Source organism: Mesorhizobium sp. MC2-1-1 (assembly GCF_057597255.1).
Window position 1 is genome coordinate 468619 of record NZ_CP195205.1, and the last position, 20777, is coordinate 489395.

Here is a 20777-nt window from a genome sequence, read left to right on the forward strand (position 1 = left end):
ACCCTTCCGGACCGCTTACACGCCATTCTTGAAAGTAGGCCATGAACCAGACCAGTGACCTGCTCACGCTGCACTCCGTCTCGAAATCCTATGGCACGGTTCCCGTGCTGCACGGAGTCGACCTTTCAATCCGGGACGGAGAGTTCCTCACCGTGCTGGGGCCGTCCGGTTCGGGCAAGACCACGGTGCTCAGGCTCATCGGCGGCCTGGAGCCGCTCACGGCGGGTGAGATACGGCTGGATGGCCGGGACATCAGCGGCATGCCGATCAATCGGCGGCCCTTCAATACCGTGTTCCAGGACTACGCCCTGTTCCCGCATCTCACCGTCGCCGGCAATGTCGGCTACGGCCTGTCGGTCCGCCACGTGCCGCGCAAGGAGATAGCGCGCCGGGTCGCGCAAGCCCTGGAACTGGTCCAGCTCGGGCGCTTCGCCGAACGCTTTCCGGCCCAGTTGTCGGGCGGCCAACGGCAGCGCGTGGCGCTGGCGCGGGCGCTGATCTGCCAGCCCCGGCTCGTCCTGCTCGACGAGCCGCTTGCGGCACTCGACCTCGAACTGCGCCGGCAGATGCAGGAGTTCCTGAAATCCATCCAGCGCGAGGTCAAGACCACGTTCCTGTTCGTCACCCATGACCAGGAGGAAGCCATTGGCATGGCCGATCGGATCTGCGTCATGCAGGCCGGCCATATCCGCCAGCTCGGCAGTCCGCACGAGCTTTATTACAAGCCGAACTGCGAGTTCGTGGCGCGGTTCTTCGGCGAGAACAATCTTGTGGCGGGCACGCTCGGCGAGACGCAGGGCGAGTTCCGCGCGATCGAGACGGCGCTCGGCCGGCTGGTCTGTTCGGTCGCCGGACAGCCGCATCTCAAGGCCGCGGCCACCGGTGCCCGCGGCTTCGCCGCCTTCCGCCCCGAAGCGCTGCGCCTTGCCGGCGACGGCGATGCCGGGAACCGTCTTTCCGGCGCTGTCGCCGATGTCGCCTTTGCCGGTTCCTCGACGGTCGCCACGATCACGGCCGGCGGCGACGCCGCGCAGCGCCTGAGGCTGCGGTTTCCAAGCAGGGTGGAGGGCAGCGCGCTGACGGCCGGCGAGACCGTGGCGCTTTCCTTCGCGCCGCACGAAGGCCATCTGGTGCTGGCATGAGAAACGCTGGCCTGGCGCGTCCTGCCTCCATCCGCTGGTCGCCGCTGGTCCCCGTGCTCGCCTTTGCGCTGCCGGTGATGTTCGTCCTGGCGCCGCTGGCGATCTTCCTCGTCTACAGCTTCTTCAGCGTCGACCAGGGCCAGATCGTCTACGTGCCGACGCTCGCCAATTATGTTCGCTTCTTCACCGACCCGGTCTTCCTTCCGGTGTTCTGGCGCACGATCGTGCTCTGCCTCTCGGTGGCGGCGATCTCCATCCTGCTCGCCTATCCGGCGGCCTATTTCCTGACAACGCTCAAGGGCCGCTGGCGCTACGCCTTGCTGATGCTGCTGATGGTGCCGCTCTTGATGAGCTACGTCATCAAGATCTACGCCATCCGCAGCATCCTCGGCCTCAATGGCTTTCTCAACAAGGCTCTGGTGGGACTTGGCATCCTGTCCGAGCCGTCGACGCTCTTCGTCTTCAACATGAACGCCATCCTGCTCACGCTGACGCTGTTGTTGATCCCCTTCGCGATCCTGCCGATCTTCCTGGCGCTGGAGCGTATCCCGCAGGTGCTGCTGCGCGCTTCCGACGACCTCGGCGCAAGCAGCCTGCAGACCTTCCTGAGGATCACCCTGCCGCTTTCCTTGCCCGGTGTCGCCTCGGCGGCGAGCTTTGTTTTCGTGCTGGCAATCGGCGACTTTCTCACGCCGCAGATGGTCGGCGGGATCAGCGGCTTCACTTTCGGCCGCATCCTCTACAGTCAGTTCGGCACCGCCTATAACTGGCCTTTCGGCGCCGCACTGTCAGTTGCCCTGGCCGTCGTGGTCATCGTCGCCATCCTTCTCGGCGAGCGCTTCGGGCGCAATCGGGGGGCCTCGCTTTGATCGCCCCGCCGCGCCTGTCCACGATCCTTCTCGCCGCGATAACCGTGCTGGTCGCGGTGCTTCTCTACAGCCCGCTATTCGTGCCGATCGTGTCGTCCTTCTTTCCGGTGGCGCGCGGCGAGGTCGACTGGTCGGCACCGACCATCGAGACCTATGTCGCGCTGACTGGAAACCACGAGATCCTTTCCGCCCTCCGCACCACGCTCGTCGTCGGCTTCTGCACGGTCGTCCTCTCGGTGGTCGGCGGCACGCTGCTTGCCCTCTATTACCATGGCCGCCGCGCCGGCCGCTCGGCGCTGCAGTTCATCATCTTCCTGCCGTTCCTGATGCCGCCCATCATCAGCGGCCTTGCGTTGCTGATCTTCTTCCGCGAGATCGGCCTCGAGCGGTCGCTGCTGACCGTGATCATCGGCCATACCGCCTTCGTGCTGGCGATCGTCTACCGCACGGTGCTGACGCGCCTGCAGTCGATGAGCCGCACGCTGATCGAGGCCTCCTACGATCTCGGCGCGACCAAATTGCAGACTTTCTGGCGCATCATCCTGCCCAACCTGTCGAGCGCGATGGTCGGCGGCGCCATCCTGGCTTTCGCGCTGTCGTTCGACGAGACCATGATCACCATTCTGGTCACCGGCACCCAGTCGACGCTGCCGGTGCGCCTGTGGGCGATGATGCGACTCGGTTTCTCGCCGGACATCAATGCGCTGGTGGCGCTGATTCTGATGTTCACTGTCTTGCTCTGCGCCCTTGCGGCCCGGTTCCTCGTTCCGAGGCAGATCGCCACGCAACGCGCTTGATCGGGGCCGACGCCGCGCCGGACTGCGCTCCCCGGCTAAGCCGGCCGGACCGGGAGAGGATGGCTGGGGCGCCAGGATTCGAACCTGGGAATGTCGGTACCAAAAACCGATGCCTTACCGCTTGGCGACGCCCCAGCAGGCGGTCATGCCCGCTGCGCGCGGCCTTATAGGACGAGGCGAAGCAAAGCTCAATGCCGGGAGATCAACTAAAAGCGAGGCCATACGGGCCGCCATACCCCGCCGGTTCGTCGCTGGATCGTCTACGATGTGCGGCAAGCCCGCGCACCCTGGCTACCGCTCGCGCCTGCGGTCGATATGGGGGCAGTCCGGTTCAAGCTGGAGCGCGGTGCATATCCATGCTCAAGCCTGGGCCACGCGAGCGCGGCAATCCTCCAGAACGGCCGCAAGCGTATCTTCGAAAGGATGCGCGGGCGCCCAGCCAAGCCGTGTCCGGGCGCGCGTCGCATCGCCAACGATGCAGGGCAGGTCGCTCCGGCGAAGCCGCAGGGGATCGTGCTCCGTCACGATCCTGGCGCTGCTTCTGGCCAACAGCAGGTCGAGGATGTCGCTCATCCTCCAGGAGAGGCCGGACGAAACATTGAAAATGCTGTTCGGCGCAAGCTCGTTGCTCTTCAGGACCACGCGCGCATAGGCATCGGCGACGTCGCGTGCGTCCAGGAAATCGCGCCTTGCGTCGAGATTGCCGACGCGGATCACTGGCTCGGCAAGGCCCGCTTCGATCCGCGCGATCTGCATGGCGAAAGCTGGCACCGCAAATGCCTCGGTCTGACCCGGTCCCGTATGATTGAACGGACGCATCCGAACACATTTCAAGCCCTGGTATGAAAGCGCGCCGAGCGCGAGGTCGGCCGCAGCCTTGGTCACCGCGTACTCGTCGATCGGAGCAAGCAGCGCGCCTTCGTCGAGCGGCAGTCCGGTCTTCGCGCTTTCGCCATAGACCAGGCCGGATCCGACATGAACCAGCCAGCAGTCAGGGGCTCTGTCGATGATGGCATTGGCCAGGTTGAGCGCACCGTCCACATGAATGCGCCACGTTTTCCGGGGATCGGCCTGGGCAACATCAAGGGCCGCGACCGCCGCCAGGTGAATGACATGGGTGGGTCGGTGACGGGCAACGGCCTCACGGACCGCGGCCGTGTCGGTCACGTCAAGGGCCTCGACCCGGCCGAAAGCGGGATGCGGGCCCCCATCCTTGGAGGTCGCAACAACGACAACGTCGTCGCCGCAAATCCTGCGCAGCGCATGGCGCACATAGGGGCCGACGAAGCCGTTCGCGCCGGTTATCAGAACTCGCATGCCGGCCTCCCTGACCACGACACATTGTCCCCGAGTGGATGGGTGGGATAACGCGGTCCGTCAAGCCATCGACGCGAAATGCATGAGCTTCCTGTCAACACGCGGCCGAGTGGCGCGCAAGATAGGCGTCCACCATTTCGCGGATCGTCTCTTCCAGGGAGATCGCCGCTTCCCATCCGAGCTTCGCCCTTGCCTTGGCCGGATTGCCGGGCAGCATTTCGACTTCCGCGGGCCTGAACAAATCGGGATCGATGACGAGATGATCGTCTATCGTCAACCCGGCATGCTCAAACGCGATCCTGCACATGTCGCGCACCTGCTGCAGCGCCGGCACCGGTCTCGTTATCGGGCCTGGCTAATCCGCCAATGTGGCGGCCCGCGCCCGTTCAAGCGCCGACGCCACGATTTCAGCCGCCCTTTCGGGGCTGGCGGCCTCGGCATAGCAACGAAATTCGGGGGCATTGCCGGAGGGCCGCAGATGGACGATCTCGCCGCTGGCCATCCGCGCCCTGAGGCCGTCGGTCTCATCGACATCCGCGACGTTTCCGAACGGGGCAAGGAATTCCTGCAGCGCATCGCGGCTGGTGAGCCTGCGCATCAGGGCACGCGATTTCTCCACCGGGAAGTTCTCGAGCCGCTCGCTGGCGCAGACCGGGAGATTCCAGGTTTCACGCAGGCCGGACAATGATTTGCCGGTCGATGCCGCAGTGCCCAGCACCGCCAGGATCGGCAGGAATGAATCCCGTGTCGGCAGCGCCGACAATGTTTTGCCGTTCAACAGACAGTCCGACCCGAGCAGAACCCCGCCATTGGCCTCGAAACCGACCACAGTGCCGACTGCCTGCCGCGCGGCCTCCATTCCCGCTATGACGAAGGGGGAGCCGACCTTCGTTCTCAGCACCCTGAAGCCGAAAGCTTCGGAAATGCCCGAATTGGAGGTCACGGGCGTCACCACGATGTCAGCCTTGAGGAAAAGCGCCGTAGCCAGCCCGATCAGGTCGCCGCGGAACAGCTCGCCGTTTTCGTCGATGACGAGAGGGCGGTCGGCATCAGCATCGGCCGATAGCACGGCGTCGAACTTGAACTCGCGCACCCAGCCCTTCATCTTCGCGATCGTTCCCTGGCCGACGGCCTCCGTGTCGACGGGGACGAAAATTTCAGATTTCCCGACAGGGGTCACATCCGCGCCAAAGGACCTCAGGACCTCGATCAGCAACTCCGCCGCGACGGTGCTGTGCTGGTACACGCCGAGCCTCATGCCGGAAAGGGCGCGAGAGGTGAGAATACCGCCCACCCGGTCTCGAAAGGCCGCGAGCGCCTGTTCGTGCGCGGTCTGCCAGTCCGCCTGCGCCGGCGGCCAGGGATATCCGTCCGACAGCTCAGCGACATAAGAGGTGATCGCGGCCTCATCCGCCTTGTCGATCTCGCCTTTCGGTCCATAGAACTTGATGCCATTGCGGTCGGCGGGAATATGCGAGCCGGTTACCATCAGCGCGGCGGCGCCGTGCTGGCGGGCATAATAGGCAAGCGCTGGTGTTGGGATCGCACCGCAATCGACCGGGTGGAAGCCTGACGCGGCCAGCGCGGCCATGCAGTCCTGCGCGATTGCCGGGCTGCTGTCGCGCAGGTCGCGCCCCACGAAGACCTCGCCTTGCTGGAATCCAGTCGACCGCAAACGTCGGGCAAAGCCTTCAGTGTAAAGTCCGCTTGGCCTTCCGACCAAATCGCAAGCCAAACCTCGAACGCCGCTGGACCCGAATTTCATCAGCCTGCTTTTGCTGTTGGAAGATCGCCATTGTTTGTTGAAGTGAGCCTAGCCCGGCTGTCAACAGCAAAAAATACCTCGAAATCCGCGCCCTTTCTAGTTTCCCCACACCGCAAGCTCGTTACCGGCCGGATCGGTGAAATGAAACCGCCTGCCGCAGGGGAAGGAAAAGATCGGTTTGACGATGGCGCCGCCGGCGCTCTCGACCGCTTGCAGCGTTTCCTCGAGATTGTCGGAGTAGAGCACGGGCAGCGGTTTTTCGGGCGCCTCGCTGGCATCTGCCTGGAAGCCGCCGTCGAGCCCCTGGGCGAAAGCGGAATAGGTCGGACCGTAGTCGGTGAACGACCACGAAAAGGCCGCACTGTAGAAGGATTTGACGCTGTCCAGCGTGCCGCCTGTCGCTGGCAGTTCCAGATAGTCGAGTTTACCGTTGAGTTTCATAACGCTACTCCACTTTGTTCTCTTTATGTTCTATATCGCCTCCATGCGTCCGGCAAGTCTTGTTGCCGCAGCTTTTGCTTAATCGATTGTAGTGACTGCGAGCGCGGCCGGTCCCTTGCCTTTCGCACTGCAGCATCCTATCGCTCGGGCCGGCGAGGCGGGGAATGGGCTTCAGCCCGGATGTTTCCAACTTCCACGAACTGGAGGGCAAGCATGACCAAGTGGGTTTACACCTTCGGCGACGGCGCCGCTGAAGGACGGGCCGGCGACCGCAATCTTCTCGGTGGCAAGGGTGCCAATCTGGCCGAGATGTGCAGCCTTGGGCTGCCGGTACCGCCGGGCTTCACCATCACCACGGAAGTCTGCAACGCTTATTACGCCAATGGACGCAACTATCCTGAGGCGCTCAAGGCCGATGTCGTTTCCGCCCTCGACCATATCGGCCGCATAACCGGCCGCCGTTTCGGCGATCCATCGAGGCTGCTTCTGGTCTCTGTGCGCTCCGGCGCCCGCGCCTCCATGCCCGGCATGATGGATACGGTGCTCAATCTCGGCCTCAACGACGAGACGGTCCAGGCTCTGGCCGCCGATTCCGGCGATGCGCGTTTTGCCTATGACAGCTACCGCCGCTTCATCCAGATGTATTCCGACGTCGTCATGGGCCTCGACCACGAGGTGTTCGAGGAAATCCTCGAGGACCAGAAGGCCAGCCTCGGTCACGAGCTCGACACCGAGCTGACGGCCACGGAATGGCAAGGCGTGATCGCGCTCTACAAGGCCAAGGTCGAGGAAGAGCTCGGCAAGCCGTTCCCGCAGGATCCGCAGGAACAGCTCTGGGGCGCGATCGGCGCCGTGTTCTCGAGCTGGATGAACAACCGCGCCATCACCTACCGCCGCCTGCACGACATTCCCGAAAGCTGGGGCACGGCGGTCAACGTCCAGGCCATGGTGTTCGGCAACATGGGCGACACGTCGGCGACCGGCGTCGCCTTCACCCGCAATCCCTCGACCGGCGAGAGGCAGCTCTACGGCGAGTTCCTGGTCAATGCCCAGGGAGAGGACGTGGTGGCCGGCATCCGCACGCCGCAGAACATCACCGAGGCGGCGCGCATCGCTGCCGGCTCGGACAAGCCGTCGCTGCAGAAGCTTATGCCCGACGCCTTCCAGGCCTTCGTCGACATCTCGGACCGGCTCGAGAAGCATTACCGCGACATGCAGGACCTTGAATTCACCATCGAGCGCGGCAAGCTGTGGATGCTGCAGACCCGCTCCGGCAAACGCACCGCCAAGGCGGCACTGAAGATCGCCGTCGAGATGGCGAGGGACGGGCTGATCAGCAAGGAGGAGGCGGTTGCCCGCATCGACCCGGCTTCGCTCGACCAGCTCCTGCACCCGACCATCGACCCGAAGGCGGCGCGTGACGTCATCGGCATGGGCCTGCCTGCCTCGCCGGGCGCCGCTACCGGCGAGATCGTCTTCTCGTCGGCAGATGCCGAGGAGGCCCGGGCTCTGGGGCGCAAGGCGATCCTGGTGCGCATCGAGACCAGCCCGGAAGACATCCACGGCATGCACGCCGCCGAGGGCATCCTCACCACGCGCGGCGGCATGACCAGCCATGCCGCCGTCGTGGCGCGCGGCATGGGAAAGCCCTGCGTCTCGGGCGCCGGCTCGCTGCGCGTCGACTACAAGGCCGGCACGCTGGTCTCGATGGGGCAGACCTTCCGCAAGGGCGATATCATCACCATCGACGGCGGCAACGGCCAGGTTCTGAAGGGCGCGGTCGCCATGCTGCAGCCGGAGCTGTCGGGCGACTTCGCCGCCATCATGGAATGGGCAGACGCCGCACGCCGCATGAAGGTGCGCACCAATGCCGAGACGCCGCTCGACGCGCGCATGGCGCGCTCTTTCGGCGCCGAGGGCATCGGGCTTTGCCGCACCGAGCACATGTTCTTCGACGGCGACCGCATCGTCGCCATGCGCGAGATGATCCTGGCCGACACCGAGAAGGACCGGCGCGCCGCGCTCGACAAGCTCCTGCCGATGCAGCGCTCGGATTTCCTCGAGCTGTTCGAGATCATGGCCGGCCTGCCGGTGACGATCCGCCTGCTTGATCCGCCTCTGCATGAGTTCCTGCCCAAGACCGAGGCTGAGCTCGCCGAGGTCGCCTCGGCCATGAACGTCTCGGCCGACAAGCTGCGGCAGCGCACGGAAGCACTGCACGAGTTCAACCCGATGCTCGGCCATCGCGGCTGCCGGCTCGCCGTCTCATATCCCGAGATCGCCGAGATGCAGGCGCGCGCCATTTTCGAGGCGGCGGTCGAGGCCGGCAAGAAGGCCGGCGCGCTTGTGGTGCCGGAAATCATGGTGCCCCTGGTCGGCATCGTGAAGGAGTTGGAATACGTGAAGGCGCGCATCGACGCGGTGGCGCAAAGCGTCATGCAGGAGACCGGCACCAAGATCGACTACCTCACCGGCACGATGATCGAATTGCCGCGCGCGGCGATCCGCGCCCATGTCATTGCCGAAGCCGCCGAATTCTTCTCCTTCGGCACCAACGACCTCACCCAGACGACATTTGGCATCTCTCGCGATGATGCCGCGTCCTTCCTCGAAACCTACCGGCAGAAGGGCATCATCGAGCAGGATCCGTTCGTTTCGCTCGACGTCGATGGCGTCGGCGAGCTGGTGCGGATCGCGGCTGAGAAAGGCAGGGCGGCCCGGCCGGGCATCAAGCTCGGCATTTGCGGGGAGCATGGCGGCGATCCGGCCTCGATCCGCTTCTGCGAGGAGGTAGGGCTCGATTATGTGTCGTGCTCGCCCTACCGCGTGCCGATCGCCAGGCTTGCGGCCGCGCAGGCGGCCTTGGCGATGGCGAAAGGTTCCGCCAAACGCGGCTGAGGCGCGTTGCGGAGCCGACTCCAGGCACCTTACGATTTCGTATGGAATGTCACGCGAACGTGCGCGTGACCGCACTGAATATCGACATCGTTTCAAGGAATGGTCGACGCGGTGCTGGAACTCCTGGCGCGCACCGAGATGGCTCTGGAAGAAGCGGTCTGACACCGGTGGAGATTTCGTGCGGCCTGTCGGCCGCATTGCAAAAAGCGAAATAAAGGAGTTTCGCTATTCCATGAGACGGTGACAGGCTCTGCCGGCACGTGCGAGTCACTCTGGCCCACGACCTTGTCGTCTTGTATATGGGGGCCACGTGAACCATGCGCCTGGCGGCCCCGAATGTCGACGTCTCAACCTAGTTCTGGTGCACGGACACCGATATTGCAGGGTCCCTTCGTGGACGTCCGCTCGATCCTTATACTGCAAACAAAATATATCGGCGATCTGGTTCTTGCCTCGGCGCTGGCGAAGAATCTGCAGATCGCTTATCCGGACGCCAAGATTGTCTTCCTTTGCGAGGCTCGCTTCGCAAGCTTCCTGACTGCCCATGGTATCGCGGCTGAGACCGTAGCTTTCAGGCGCTCGAGCGCGCGTGGCACGCTGATGCAGCGCGGCGTGGAACTCTCCCAGGTGCTGCTAAAGCTGCGTCGCTTGGCTTTCGATATGACCATCGACTTGACCGATTCAAAAACGACGCACTTCATCGCCATGGCACTCAACGCCAGGATCCGGGTCGGCTATTTCCCCACCGAGAAGCGATTGCACCGGTTCGAGCGCCAATCCGCAAACGTCAGGGCCAAGCCCTTCGGCTATGGCGAAAGGCATTTCCTTTATCGCTATCTTTCTCCGCTGGAGGCGCTTGGGGTAGATCTGCGCGTGCGGTTTCCTTCGATCGAGCCGCTGCCATCGGAAACCGCGCGGGTCCTGACATTGCTGGACAGATGCCGCCTTCGGCGCAAAGCCTACCTGGTGGTGCATGCCGGAGCAAGCTTTCCGGGGCGCCGGTGGCAGCCCGAGCGTTTCGCCGCGGTCATCGATATGATATCGAGCGAGACCGGTCTCGCCGTCGCCCTGGTCGGCGGTCCCGACGAAGCCGAGGCGAACGACCAGATCATGGCCGCGGTCAAGGCGCCGGTCGTCAATTTGGTAGGTAAGCTATCGCTCGAAACGTTGATGGCGCTCCTCAAGGAGGCGCGGCTCTTCCTCGGCAACGAAAGCGGCCCGATGCATATGGCCGCCGCAGCCGGCACGCCCGTCGTCGGCCTATTCGGCCTGACGAACCCGGTTGCATGGGGTCCGGTTGGCGTACCCAGCATCTCGCTGCGGCCCCCAATGCCTTGCGAGTGCATCGCCGCCGACACGTGCCACCGGACCAATCCAGCCAAGGCGTTTTGCGTCTGGCGGCTGGAAGTGGACTCGGTCGCCAAAGCGGTGCGCGAACTGCTGGCGCGAACGGAGACTGCCTCGGAAGCCGAGATCTAAGGCGAAAGCAATTTTTCGCGATTTCTCCTTTTGCGCTGTCGGACGTCCCACTTTCGCCTAGATGCCGGTCTGTTGGGACGAGCGGAGGCAAGTTTTCTTGGGCGCGATGCGGCGACTGGCCGGGCGCGCCGGCTTGGAATGGATGATGGGTCTGCTTCGATACTCTCTTTGCGCAATGGCGCTGTCGCTGTTCGCTGTGTCCGCGGGCAATGCCGCGACGCTGGTCGAGCCGACGCTGCATCTGAAGCCTGATGTTGCGGAAGGAGGCGGGCGAGTCTCCCTGACGCTCGACGCTTGCGGCGGAAAGACCGACACTCGGATTCTTTCGGCTCTTGTCGACAACAAGATACCGGCGACGATCTTCGTTACCGGCATCTGGCTGAAGCGCAACGCCGCGGCCGTCGAGATCATGCGGGCGCATCCTGATCTGTTCGAATTGGAAAACCATGGCGGCCGCCACATTCCGGCGGTCGACACGCCGCGGACGATCTATGGCATCCGCAGCGCGGGCAGTCCGGAGGCAGTACAGGCCGAGGTTGAATCCGGCGCCGCCGCTTTGGTCAGCGCCGGCGGTCCGGCGCCCAAATGGTTTCGCGGCGCCACCGCCGAATATAGCCCCTCGGCGATCGCGATGATCCGCAAGCTGGGTTTCAAGATCGCCGGCTTCTCGATCAATGGCGACGGTGGCTCGCTGCTCGGCGCGAAGGAAACGGCACGCCGCATCGGCGCCGCCAAAAACGGCGACGTCATCATCGCCCACATCAACCAACCGACCCATGCGGCCGGCGAGGGCGTGGTTCAGGGGCTGCTCGCCCTGAAGCAGAAGGGCATGACCTTCGTGCGCCTGGACGACGCCGAGGGTATCGGCAACAACGGCACCACGGATTGAGCGGCGCGATGATGTCCGGGTGATGCCGGCCTGCGAGGGGCTGCGTGGCAGATAAGGCTGCGGCCAGTCAGGCCGGTACTCGTGATGCCCGCGCCGCTCCGGTTCCCAGAACCATCATTCTCCACTCGGCCCAAGTCTCAAATCGCCATGGGCGGTCCTTACCCAAGGACGATCAGTCGGGCTCGGTTTCCACCGTCACCTTGCTCGCATAGAACGCGCCGTGATTGCGTATCTCGGTCATTTCGTCGAACGGCCGCTGATAAGCCCACATCGCGTTCTTGCCGGCTTCGCCGGCCGCCCGGACGCTCCAATAGCTGGCATCGCCCTTGTACGGGCAATGCGTGGAATGCTCGGTGCCGACGAGCTTGCTGAAGTCGATGTCGTCGAACGGGATATAGAAGACCGCCGGGTAGGGCGGTTCGGACAGCAGCTTGGCCCTGGTCGATCGGGCGATGATGGTATTGCCGACGCGCACGGTGACATTGCCGCGATAGGGTTCGACAGCGATCACCTTGTCGGGATTGCGCTGGGAGCCGGGGGCGGGGTTGGCGAGCATATCCATGAATGGTCTCCTGGAGCAATCCGGAACGTGCGAAGCGGCTAGGCTCGGCGGTTCGCCGTAGCCTCCCGGAACTGCGTCAAACGAAGAGAAATCGTTTCACCGTTTCCATGAAAACGGTGAGACATTCTCGGGGGAGACTTACATGTGTCGGACAAGCGCGTCGCGCAAGCGCGGGGCGCCATCACCATTCATTGAACGTGTGTCACCCCTGGGAAGCTGGCGGTCAGGCGGCCTTCTTGAAGGCATCCATGAGACCGGCATAAGCGGCAGCGATGCCTGCCACCGGATTGGTGCTTCTTGCCGCGGTCTCCACCTTCAGCGCGCCGCCGGTTGTCGGCAGTGTGAGCAGCAGGAATTGGCGATTGTCGGCATCGCCAATGCAGGCAGCGGCGACATGCTCTCCGTTCTCGCCGTTTTCGACGCGCATCTTGAACAGCAAAGTTCCACCGACCGCCTCCAGCGCGCCGCCGACGACCTCGGCAAATTCATCTTCGGAAACGGTTTTGGTGTCCGGCGTCAGATCGTCCAGACTTTCGGCAAGGGTGCTTTCGAGGGCCTTTTCGTCGAGCTGCGCGTCCATGCGAACATCTCCATTCGCCAATCTCACCCAGCCCGTTAACGAAACTTAACGCCGACGATGGCCGGATTATGGCGGTTTTCCTGGTTCTTCGATCCATCCGCGGGCTTCGACTTATGGCGGCTGGACAATCCGCCGGTTCGTTCCACAATGTGAGGAACAAACGACGCGAATGCGCCAAGGGGAGGAACAGATGCTCGGATTGATGCAGGAATGGCCGCTGCTATGTCACAAGCTGATCGACCACGCAGAACGCCAGCACGGCGGCCGGGAGGTCGTGTCGCGTTCGATCGAAGGCCCGATTGTGCGCACGACCTTTGCCGAAATCCATCACCGGTCGCTCAAGGTGGCGCAGCGGCTGGAGCGTGACGGCTTCAGGCTCGGCGACCGCATCGCCACGCTTGCCTGGAATACGGCCCGCCATGTCGAGGCCTGGTACGGCATCATGGGCATCGGGGCGATTTATCACACGCTCAACCCGAGGCTTTTTCCCGAGCAGATCGCCTGGATCATGAACAATGCCGAGGACAAGGCGATCTTCGTCGACCTGACCTTCGTGCCGCTCCTGGAGAAGATCGCCGGCGCCGTCCGATCGCTGCGCAGGGTGATTGTGCTGACCGATCAGGCGCATATGCCGCAAACCTCGCTGGCGAACGCCGTCGCTTACGAGGAATGGCTGGCCGAGGCCGATGGCGACTTCGCCTGGAAGGCGTTCGACGAGAACACCGCCGCCGGCATGTGCTATACCTCGGGCACGACGGGGGACCCGAAGGGCGTGCTTTACAGCCACCGCTCCAATGTCCTTCACGCCATGATGGCCGCCATGCCCGACGCCATGGGCATATCAACCCGCGATGTGATCCTGCCCGTCGTGCCGATGTTTCACGCCAATGCCTGGGGGCTCGGTCAGAGCGGACCGATGATCGGCGCCAAGCTGGTGATGCCCGGTTGCAAGATGGACGGCGCCTCGATCTACGAACTGCTCGACACCGAGAAGGTGACGTTCAGCGCCGCCGTGCCGACCGTCTGGATGATGCTGCTGCAATATCTGGAGGAGACCGGCAAGAAGCTGCCTCACCTGAACAAGGTCGTCATCGGCGGGGCGTCCTGCCCGCGCGCCATCATTGCCAAGTTCCAGGACAATTACGACGTGCAGGTGGTGCATGCCTGGGGCATGACCGAGATGTCGCCGCTCGGCACGCTCTGCACGCTCAAGCCGCAATATGAGTCGTTGACCGGCGAGGCGCGGCTGGATGTCCAGGGCAAGCAGGGTTTTCCGCCCTTCGGCGTCGAGATGAAGGTGACCGACGACGACGGCAACGCGCTGCCCTGGGACGGCAAGACCTTCGGACATCTCAAGGTTCGCGGCCCGGCTGTGGCCCGCGCCTATTATGGCGGCGCCGGAGCCGGGCAGTTCGACGCCGATGGCTGGTTCGACACCGGCGATGTCGCCCATATCGACGCTACCGGCTATATGCAGATCACCGACCGCGCCAAGGATGTCATAAAATCCGGCGGCGAGTGGATATCCACCATCGACCTGGAGAATCTCGCCGTCGGGCACCCGGACGTGGCGGAGGCGGCGGCGATCGGCATCCCGCATTCGAAATGGGGCGAGCGGCCCTTGCTGGTCGTGGTGAGCAAGCCGGGCAAAGAGCCGAGCAAGGGCGACATCCTGACCTTCATGAGCGGCAAGGTGGCGAAATGGTGGATGCCCGACGACATCGCCTTCGTCGGCGAAATTCCGCACACCGCCACCGGCAAGATTCAGAAGACCAGTTTGCGCGATCAGTTCAAGGACTATCGCCTGCCGACGGATTGACGAAAAAGTTCGATCTTGCGGCTTCAAGACCGCGCCGAAAACCGCTAACTCTCGGCCCGGGTTGGGACGATACGGCAAAGAATGGCATCTATTCCTGAACGGCAGACGTCGAGGGCGGCCGGTTGGTCGCGGAGGATCGGCGCATTTTCCGCCGTCCTTTTGCTCACCTCCGTTGCCGGCTACCGGCTCGGTCTCGTCGAGACGCCGCCCTTCCTGTGGGTGCTTGCGGTCGTCGCGCTGCTGGCCGCGCTCGCCCTGTTCCTGGCGGGCCTCGGCCTGTCGAGGGTCTGGAGCTTCGGCGATCGCGGCGGCCGCGATCTCAGCGTCGGCGCGCTGCTGGCGCTGCTCGTGCTCGCGCCCTACGGCGTCGCCATCTACTGGGCGACGCTCTATCCGCCGCTGCGCGACATCTCGACCGATCTAGACGACCCGCCGGTCCTGGACACCAGCGACCGGACAAGCGACATGAACGAGCTGACGCCGCCGACGCCGGGCGAACAGCGCTTGCAGGCCGACGCTTATCCGCTGGTCAGCGGCCACAGCTACAATCTGCCTTTCGAAACCGTCGTCGACGCCGTCGAAACCGTGCTCGACCGCCGCGACTGGCAGCTGACGGCGCCCTATCCCGACATCAACGGCCAAAGCGAGGCGACGATCAATGCGCTGGCCAGGGGTTTCGTGCTCGGACTGCCGGCCGATGTCGCCATCCGCGTCACCGACGATGGCGAACAGGTGATCGTCGACATGCGCTCGGCCTCGCGTTACGGCCGCTACGACCTCGGCGACAACGCCGCCCGCATAACCGAATTCCTCGCCGAGCTCGACCAGGAGGTCGCCGGGCAGGTCGGCGCGGCCCCGGCCGAGTGATCAGCCTGCGGGGCTGAAAATGCCGTCGATGGCGGGGTCGCCTTCGGTGGCGATCAGGCCGCGCGCGACCAGATCCTCGATATGGGCAAGCACCGAGAGCCCAGCGGCGCCATGCAGCCGCGGGTCGGTGTCGCGATAGATCGCGGCGACCATTTCCGCGATCGTCCGGTCGCCGGCGCGGATGCGTTCCAGGATCGCCCTTTCGCGCATCTTGCGATGTGTCTTTAGGCCGCGCATGAACCTTTGCGGGGCGATCACGGGACCGCCATGGCCGGGCAGCAGCAAACGATCATCGCGCGCCAGCAGCCTGTCGAGGGAGCCCATGTAATCGGCCATGGCGCCGTCCGGCGGCGCGACGATCGAGGTCGACCAGGCCATGACATGGTCGGCCGAAAACAGGGTGCCGGTTCCCTCGAGGGCAAACACGGCATGATTGGCTGTGTGGCCAGGCGTAAGCACGGCGCGGATTGCCCAGCCGTCGCCCTGGGTCAGGGCACTGTCGGCCAACACGACGTCGGGAACAAAGGCCAGGTCGGCGCTGGCGTCGAGCGGATTGATCTCGCCGATGCGCAAAGGCCGCGCCGGCCGATGCGGACCTTCGGCAAGCGTTGGCGCGCCGGTATGCTCCTTCAGCCGTGCCGCCAAAGGCGAATGGTCGCGATGGGTGTGGCTGATGAAGATGTGGCTGACGGGCCGGCCCGCAATCGCCGTAAGCAGGGTTTCCAGATGCGCGTCGTCTTCCGGCCCTGGATCGATCACCGCCAGCGTGTCGCGGCCGACGATATAGCTGTTGGTGCCGTGGAAGGTGAACGGGCTCGGATTTCTTGCGGTGACGCGCAGCACATCCGGCGCCACCGCGACCGCCCGGCCGTAGGCGGGATCGAAGCTGGTATCGAATTCAAGGGCCATGCCGGACTCCGCTGCAACGCGGCAAAATGATTGCCGCCCGGTACGGAAGCCAATATAGGAAAATCGAAGACAGCAAATCAGCCAGAATGGGGAAGACCATGGCAATTGCAACCACGATGCGTCCGCTCGTTTCTCTCACTCTGCCGGAGCGGGGCGCCGCGCGGCTCGCGACCCAGCTATTCCTGGCGCTGGCCGGAACGCTGCTGCTCACGCTTTCGGCCAAGACGAAAGTGGTGCTCGGCCCGGTCGACATTTCGCTGCAGACGCTCGCCGTGCTGTTGATCGCCTCGGCGTTCGGCCTGAGGCTGGCGGTGGCGACGCTGCTTCTCTATCTCGCCGAGGGCGCTTTTGGCCTGCCGGTTTTCCAGGGCACGCCGGAAAAGGGCATCGGCATCGTTTACATGCTGGGTTCTACGGGCGGCTATCTTGCCGGCTTTGTGGTCATGGCGGCGATCGCCGGCTGGGCCGCCGATCGCGGCTGGGACCGCAATCCGCTGAAGCTGTTCGGCGCCATGCTGGCAGCCGAGGTCGTGATGATGGCCATGGGCTTTGCCTGGCTGGCAATGCTCATCGGGCCGGAAAAGTCCTGGCAGTTCGGCGTCCTGCCCTTCATCGCTGGAGATCTGATCAAGGTGGCTTTGGCCGCCAGCCTGGTGCCGGCCGTGTGGGCATTGCTCAAGCGCGGCTGAGCGCGATGGACGAAAAAAGGGCCGGCGGGCGACAGGCGCCCGCCGGCCCTTTTTAATGGCGCGGTCGGATTTCGCTCGAACGCACCGCCTGTCGGATGATAGAAAGCGCAAGCAGCGTCAGCGAGGAATCAAAGCCGACATTGACAAGCCGGTACCCGAAACCTAAGCACGGGCAACTTGGCATCGAGGTGGGGGCCGCGGTAGTTCAAGGAGAGCTTGTTGAAAGGAATTATCCTTGCGGGCGGCAGCGGAACACGACTTTATCCGCTTACATTAGCTGTATCTAAGCAAATACTGCCGATCTACGACAAGCCTATGATCTACTACCCGTTGAGCGTGCTGATGCTCGCGGGTATCCGCCAGATCCTGGTCATTTCAACTCCGCGCGACTTGCCAGTCTTTCAGGCGTTGCTGGGCGACGGTTCCGAATTCGGCTTGGAGTTCTCTTATGCCGAGCAGCCGCAACCCAATGGCCTCGCCGAAGCCTTCATTATCGGCCGCGACTTCATCGGCAAGGACAGCGTGTCGATGATTCTCGGCGACAACATCTATTTTGGCGGCGGCCTGTCGCAGCTCTGCCGCGAGGCGGCAACGCGCGAGAGCGGCGCCTCCGTCTTTGCCTACTATGTCGACGATCCCGAGCGTTATGGCGTGGTCTCCTTCGACAAGGTCACCGGCAAGGCCTTGACGATCGAGGAGAAGCCGCAAAAGCCGAAGTCCAACTGGGCGGTGACCGGTCTATATTTCTATGACAACAACGTGGTCGACATTGCCTCGACCATCCGCCCTTCGGCGCGTGGCGAGCTCGAGATCACGGCGGTCAACAATGTCTATCTCGAGCGTGGCGAGCTGCATGTCCACCGCCTCGGCCGCGGCTATGCGTGGCTCGACACCGGCACGCATGACAGCCTGCTCGAGGCATCGTCTTTCGTGCGCACCATCGAGCATCGCCAGGGCATGAAGATAGCGTGCCCGGAGGAGATTGCGCTGGAGCAGGACTGGATCAGCGCCGACAAGGTTCTGGATCGCGCCGCGCGGCTCGGCAAGAACGAATATGCCGCCTACCTGCGCCGGCGGGTGGCCGAACTGACGGAGGAACGCGGTGCTTGAGGTCAGGCCGCTCGGCCTCGACGGCGTGCTGGAAATCGTGCCGAAACGGCATGGCGACGCGCGCGGCTTTTTCAGCGAGACCTGGAATGCCCAACGCTTCGCCGAAGCCGGCATCGATCTCCATTTCGTGCAGGACAACCATTCCTATTCCGCCGCGGCCGGCGTGCTGCGCGGGCTGCATTACCAGCTGCCGCCGCGCGCGCAAGCCAAGCTGCTGCGCGTCGTCAGGGGCAGCGTCTTCGATGTCGCGGTCGATATCCGCCGCGCCTCGCCGACTTTCGGCAAATGGGTGGCGCTGGAGGTGTCGGCGCGGAAGGGCAACCAGATCCTGGTGCCGAAGGGGTTCGCGCATGGCTTCGTCACGCTCGTGCCGGATACTGAGGTGCTCTACAAGGTGACCGACACCTATTCGCCGGAGCATGACCGGTCGATCCGCTTCGACGATCCCGCGATCGGCATCGAATGGCCGGCGCTTGCCGGCGGATTCCAGCTTTCGGACAAGGACCGCAGTGCGCCGTTGCTCGCCATGGCGGAGGTGTTTGCGTCGGCGGAGGGGGTGACATGAATTTCCTGGTCACCGGCGGCGCCGGCTTCATCGGCTCGGCCGTTTGCCGGCATATGTGCGCCAACCCGGCCTACCGCGTCACCAATCTCGACAAGCTCACCTATGCCGGCAACCTCGCGTCGCTCAGGCCGATCGAGAACGCGCACAATTACCGCTTCGAGCAGGCCGACATCTGCGACGAGCGCGCGGTGCTGGAGATATTGCGCCGCGACGACATCGACATCGTCATGAACCTGGCCGCCGAAAGCCATGTCGACCGCTCGATCGACGGTCCCGGCGCCTTCATCGAGACCAACATCGTCGGCACCTACCGCATCCTGAACGCGGCGCTGGAGTACTGGCGCGGGCTGCCGGAGGCTCGCCGGAGCCGCTTCCGCTTCCATCACATCTCGACCGACGAAGTCTTCGGCGATCTTCCTTTCGACGGCGGCATGTTCGTCGAGGAGACGCCTTACGCGCCATCGTCGCCCTATTCGGCGTCGAAGGCGGCGTCCGACCATCTGGTGCGGGCCTGGCATGAGACCTACGGCCTGCCGGTGGTGCTTTCCAACTGCTCGAACAATTACGGCCCCTACCATTTCCCCGAAAAGCTGATCCCGCTGGTCATCCTCAACGCGCTCGATGAGAAGCCGCTGCCGGTCTATGGCGCCGGCGCCAATGTGCGCGACTGGCTGTTCGTCGAGGACCATGCGCGGGCGCTGGAACTGGTGGCCACCAGGGGGCGGCCGGGCGAGAGCTACAATGTCGGCGGCAATTCCGAGCGCACCAATCTTGCCGTCGTCGAGACGATCTGCGACCTGCTCGACGTGAGGCGCCCGCGCGCGGGAGGCGCGAGCCACCGCGACCTGATCAGCTTCGTCACCGACCGCCCCGGCCATGACCGCCGTTATGCCATCGATGCCTCCAAGATCGCGCGCGACCTCGGCTGGGCGCCGCGCGAAAACTTCGACAGCGGCCTGGCAAAAACGGTCGACTGGTATCTCGACAACAGATGGTGGTGGGGGCCGATCCGCGAGCAGCGCTACGCCGGCGAGCGGTTGGGCCGAGCTGCGGTCGAAAGCAGCCCGGTCCAGGACAATCCGATCGAAAGCGGCCCGGCCGGGAGCAAGGCCGAGCGCGGGAAGGTGCCGACGTGAGGCTTGCCGTCACCGGACGCGAAGGCCAGGTCGCCGCGAGCCTGATCGAGGCGGCGCGGGGCCGCGACGACGTGGAAGTCGTCTCCGTCGGCCGGCCGGCGCTCGACCTGGCGCGGCCGGACACGGTGTTCGCCGCACTAGAAGCGGCAAGGCCCGACATCGTCGTGTCAGTCGCCGCCTACACCGCCGTCGACCAGGCCGAGGACGAGAAGGACCTGGCCTTCGCGGTGAACGCCACCGGCGCCGGCAAGGTGGCGGAAGCGGCGGCTCGCCTCGGGGTGCCCGTCATTCATCTGTCGACCGATTATGTCTTCGACGGCGCCAAGGACGGCGCCTATGTCGAGACCGACGCGACCGCCCCGCTCGGCGTCTACGGCGCCTCCAAGCTCGCCGGCGAACAAGCCGTGGCCGCCGCCAACCCGCGCCACCTCATCCTGCGCACGGCCTGGGTCTACAGCCCCTTCGGCAGGAACTTCGTCAAGACGATGCTGCGGCTGGCGGGCGATCGCGACGAGATTTCGGTCGTTGCCGACCAGTGGGGAAACCCGACCTCGGCGCTCGACATCGCCGACGCGATCCTGCACGCGGCGGCGAGGCTGGTCGGCGACCGGAATTTCACTGCCTTCGGCATTTACCATCTGGCGGGAACCGGCGAGACCAACTGGAGCGGCTTTGCCCGTCACATCCTGGATACGAGCAAGGCCTTGGGCGGCTCGCACGCGACGGTGCGGGAAATCGCGACGAGCGATTATCCGACCAAGGCCAGGCGCCCAGCCAATTCGCGGCTTTCGAGCGCAAAGTTTGCGGGCGTGTTTGGGTGGCAGGCGCCGGATTGGCGGGAGGCGGTGGGGAGAGTGGTGCGATTAGTCGTCTGCAACAAGCTATTTTCACCCACCACACAACCTTAGCTTCAAGATCTTTCGGCCTCAGATACATGTAATGA

The 20777-nt window shown here is 64.2% G+C and carries 19 protein-coding genes, 1 tRNA gene and 1 pseudogene; 13 read left to right on the top strand and 8 right to left on the bottom strand.

The genetic code is table 11. The annotated features are described in order from the left end of the window. The first annotated feature begins 41 nt into the window (after positions 1-41). Genes ACR64R_RS02200 through ACR64R_RS02210 form a run of 3 tightly spaced genes read left to right on the top strand, consistent with a single transcriptional unit; the run spans position 42 to position 2808 of the window. On the top strand, positions 42-1142 hold the full coding sequence (locus ACR64R_RS02200) for an ABC transporter ATP-binding protein (protein ID WP_487360064.1): 1101 nt from the start codon (positions 42-44) through the stop codon (positions 1140-1142). Next, positions 1139-2011: an ABC transporter permease gene (locus ACR64R_RS02205; RefSeq protein WP_487360065.1), complete on the top strand. Its 873-nt coding sequence runs from the start codon at positions 1139-1141 to the stop codon at positions 2009-2011. The genes ACR64R_RS02200 and ACR64R_RS02205 overlap by 4 nt, the downstream gene beginning before the upstream one ends. After that, entirely contained in the window at positions 2008-2808 is an 801-nt protein-coding gene (locus tag ACR64R_RS02210; protein WP_487360066.1) for an ABC transporter permease, read from the top strand. Before ACR64R_RS02205 ends, ACR64R_RS02210 begins: the two co-directional genes overlap by 4 nt. A 60-nt stretch (positions 2809-2868) precedes the next feature. Here the strand turns inward: ACR64R_RS02210 and ACR64R_RS02215 are convergent. The 5 genes and pseudogenes from ACR64R_RS02215 to ACR64R_RS02235 form a co-directional block, all read right to left on the bottom strand. Beyond that, positions 2869-2943, bottom strand: a tRNA-Gln gene (locus tag ACR64R_RS02215). A 225-nt stretch (positions 2944-3168) separates the two neighbouring features. Next, a complete protein-coding gene (locus tag ACR64R_RS02220; protein WP_487360067.1) occupies positions 3169-4125 on the bottom strand; it encodes an NAD-dependent epimerase/dehydratase family protein in 957 nt (318 codons plus the stop codon). A gap of 94 nt (positions 4126-4219) precedes the next feature. Further along, positions 4220-4441, bottom strand: a pseudogene (locus tag ACR64R_RS02225) (GDP-mannose 4,6-dehydratase); the annotation flags it as partial. 39 nt (positions 4442-4480) lie between these two features. Continuing rightward, positions 4481-5890 (bottom strand): phosphomannomutase, encoded by a 1410-nt coding sequence (locus ACR64R_RS02230; protein ID WP_487360068.1) that lies wholly within the window; start codon positions 5888-5890, stop codon positions 4481-4483. 96 nt (positions 5891-5986) lie between these two features. Then, positions 5987-6331 (bottom strand): VOC family protein, encoded by a 345-nt coding sequence (locus ACR64R_RS02235; RefSeq protein WP_487360069.1) that lies wholly within the window; start codon positions 6329-6331, stop codon positions 5987-5989. A 213-nt stretch (positions 6332-6544) separates the two neighbouring features. Here ACR64R_RS02235 and ppdK point away from each other — a divergent pair, with 213 nt between their 5' ends. The 3 genes from ppdK to ACR64R_RS02250 all read left to right on the top strand — a co-directional run bounded on the left by ppdK (position 6545) and on the right by ACR64R_RS02250 (position 11597). Next, the gene (gene ppdK / locus ACR64R_RS02240) at positions 6545-9229 is read left to right on the top strand and encodes a pyruvate, phosphate dikinase (RefSeq protein WP_487360070.1); all 2685 of its coding nucleotides are present in this window, start codon (positions 6545-6547) and stop codon (positions 9227-9229) included. A gap of 378 nt (positions 9230-9607) precedes the next feature. Continuing rightward, positions 9608-10708, top strand: coding sequence for a glycosyltransferase family 9 protein (locus ACR64R_RS02245; protein ID WP_487360071.1), 1101 nt, complete (start codon positions 9608-9610; stop codon positions 10706-10708). Between the two features lie 145 nt (positions 10709-10853). Beyond that, positions 10854-11597, top strand: a complete 744-nt coding sequence (locus ACR64R_RS02250) for a polysaccharide deacetylase family protein (RefSeq protein WP_487360072.1) — start codon at positions 10854-10856, stop codon at positions 11595-11597. A gap of 172 nt (positions 11598-11769) precedes the next feature. Here the strand turns inward: ACR64R_RS02250 and ACR64R_RS02255 are convergent, their stop codons facing one another. Both ACR64R_RS02255 and ACR64R_RS02260 read right to left on the bottom strand, forming a co-directional pair. After that, positions 11770-12159 (bottom strand): DUF427 domain-containing protein, encoded by a 390-nt coding sequence (locus ACR64R_RS02255; RefSeq protein WP_487360073.1) that lies wholly within the window; start codon positions 12157-12159, stop codon positions 11770-11772. A 223-nt stretch (positions 12160-12382) separates the two neighbouring features. Further along, entirely contained in the window at positions 12383-12739 is a 357-nt protein-coding gene (locus ACR64R_RS02260; protein WP_487360074.1) for a hypothetical protein, read from the bottom strand. Positions 12740-12929: 190 nt separating this feature from the next. On the opposite strand from ACR64R_RS02260, the gene ACR64R_RS02265 reads away from it, so the two are divergent. Further along, a complete protein-coding gene (locus tag ACR64R_RS02265) occupies positions 12930-14558 on the top strand; it encodes a fatty-acid--CoA ligase (protein ID WP_487360075.1) in 1629 nt (542 codons plus the stop codon). Positions 14559-14639: 81 nt separating this feature from the next. After that, entirely contained in the window at positions 14640-15425 is a 786-nt protein-coding gene (locus tag ACR64R_RS02270; protein ID WP_487360076.1) for a DUF1499 domain-containing protein, read from the top strand. On the opposite strand, the gene ACR64R_RS02275 is transcribed toward ACR64R_RS02270, so the two are convergent. Beyond that, positions 15426-16334 (bottom strand): MBL fold metallo-hydrolase, encoded by a 909-nt coding sequence (locus tag ACR64R_RS02275; RefSeq protein ID WP_487360077.1) that lies wholly within the window; start codon positions 16332-16334, stop codon positions 15426-15428. A 98-nt stretch (positions 16335-16432) separates the two neighbouring features. Here ACR64R_RS02275 and ACR64R_RS02280 point away from each other — a divergent pair, with 98 nt between their 5' ends. From ACR64R_RS02280 to rfbD, 5 genes are all read left to right on the top strand, one after another. Next, positions 16433-17023 carry a biotin transporter BioY gene (locus tag ACR64R_RS02280; RefSeq protein ID WP_487360078.1) on the top strand — a complete coding sequence of 197 codons (591 nt, stop codon included), beginning with the start codon at positions 16433-16435 and terminating at the stop codon, positions 17021-17023. A 219-nt stretch (positions 17024-17242) separates the two neighbouring features. Beyond that, the gene (rfbA, locus tag ACR64R_RS02285) at positions 17243-18133 is read left to right on the top strand and encodes a glucose-1-phosphate thymidylyltransferase RfbA (RefSeq protein WP_487360079.1); all 891 of its coding nucleotides are present in this window, start codon (positions 17243-17245) and stop codon (positions 18131-18133) included. Beyond that, a complete protein-coding gene (gene rfbC / locus ACR64R_RS02290) occupies positions 18126-18698 on the top strand; it encodes a dTDP-4-dehydrorhamnose 3,5-epimerase (RefSeq protein WP_487360080.1) in 573 nt (190 codons plus the stop codon). Before rfbA ends, rfbC begins: the two co-directional genes overlap by 8 nt. Further along, a complete protein-coding gene (gene rfbB, locus ACR64R_RS02295; protein WP_487360081.1) occupies positions 18695-19834 on the top strand; it encodes a dTDP-glucose 4,6-dehydratase in 1140 nt (379 codons plus the stop codon). The genes rfbC and rfbB overlap by 4 nt, the downstream gene beginning before the upstream one ends. After that, on the top strand, positions 19831-20742 hold the full coding sequence (gene rfbD, locus ACR64R_RS02300) for a dTDP-4-dehydrorhamnose reductase (RefSeq protein ID WP_487360082.1): 912 nt from the start codon (positions 19831-19833) through the stop codon (positions 20740-20742). Before rfbB ends, rfbD begins: the two co-directional genes overlap by 4 nt. The last annotated feature ends 35 nt before the right edge of the window (positions 20743-20777 follow it).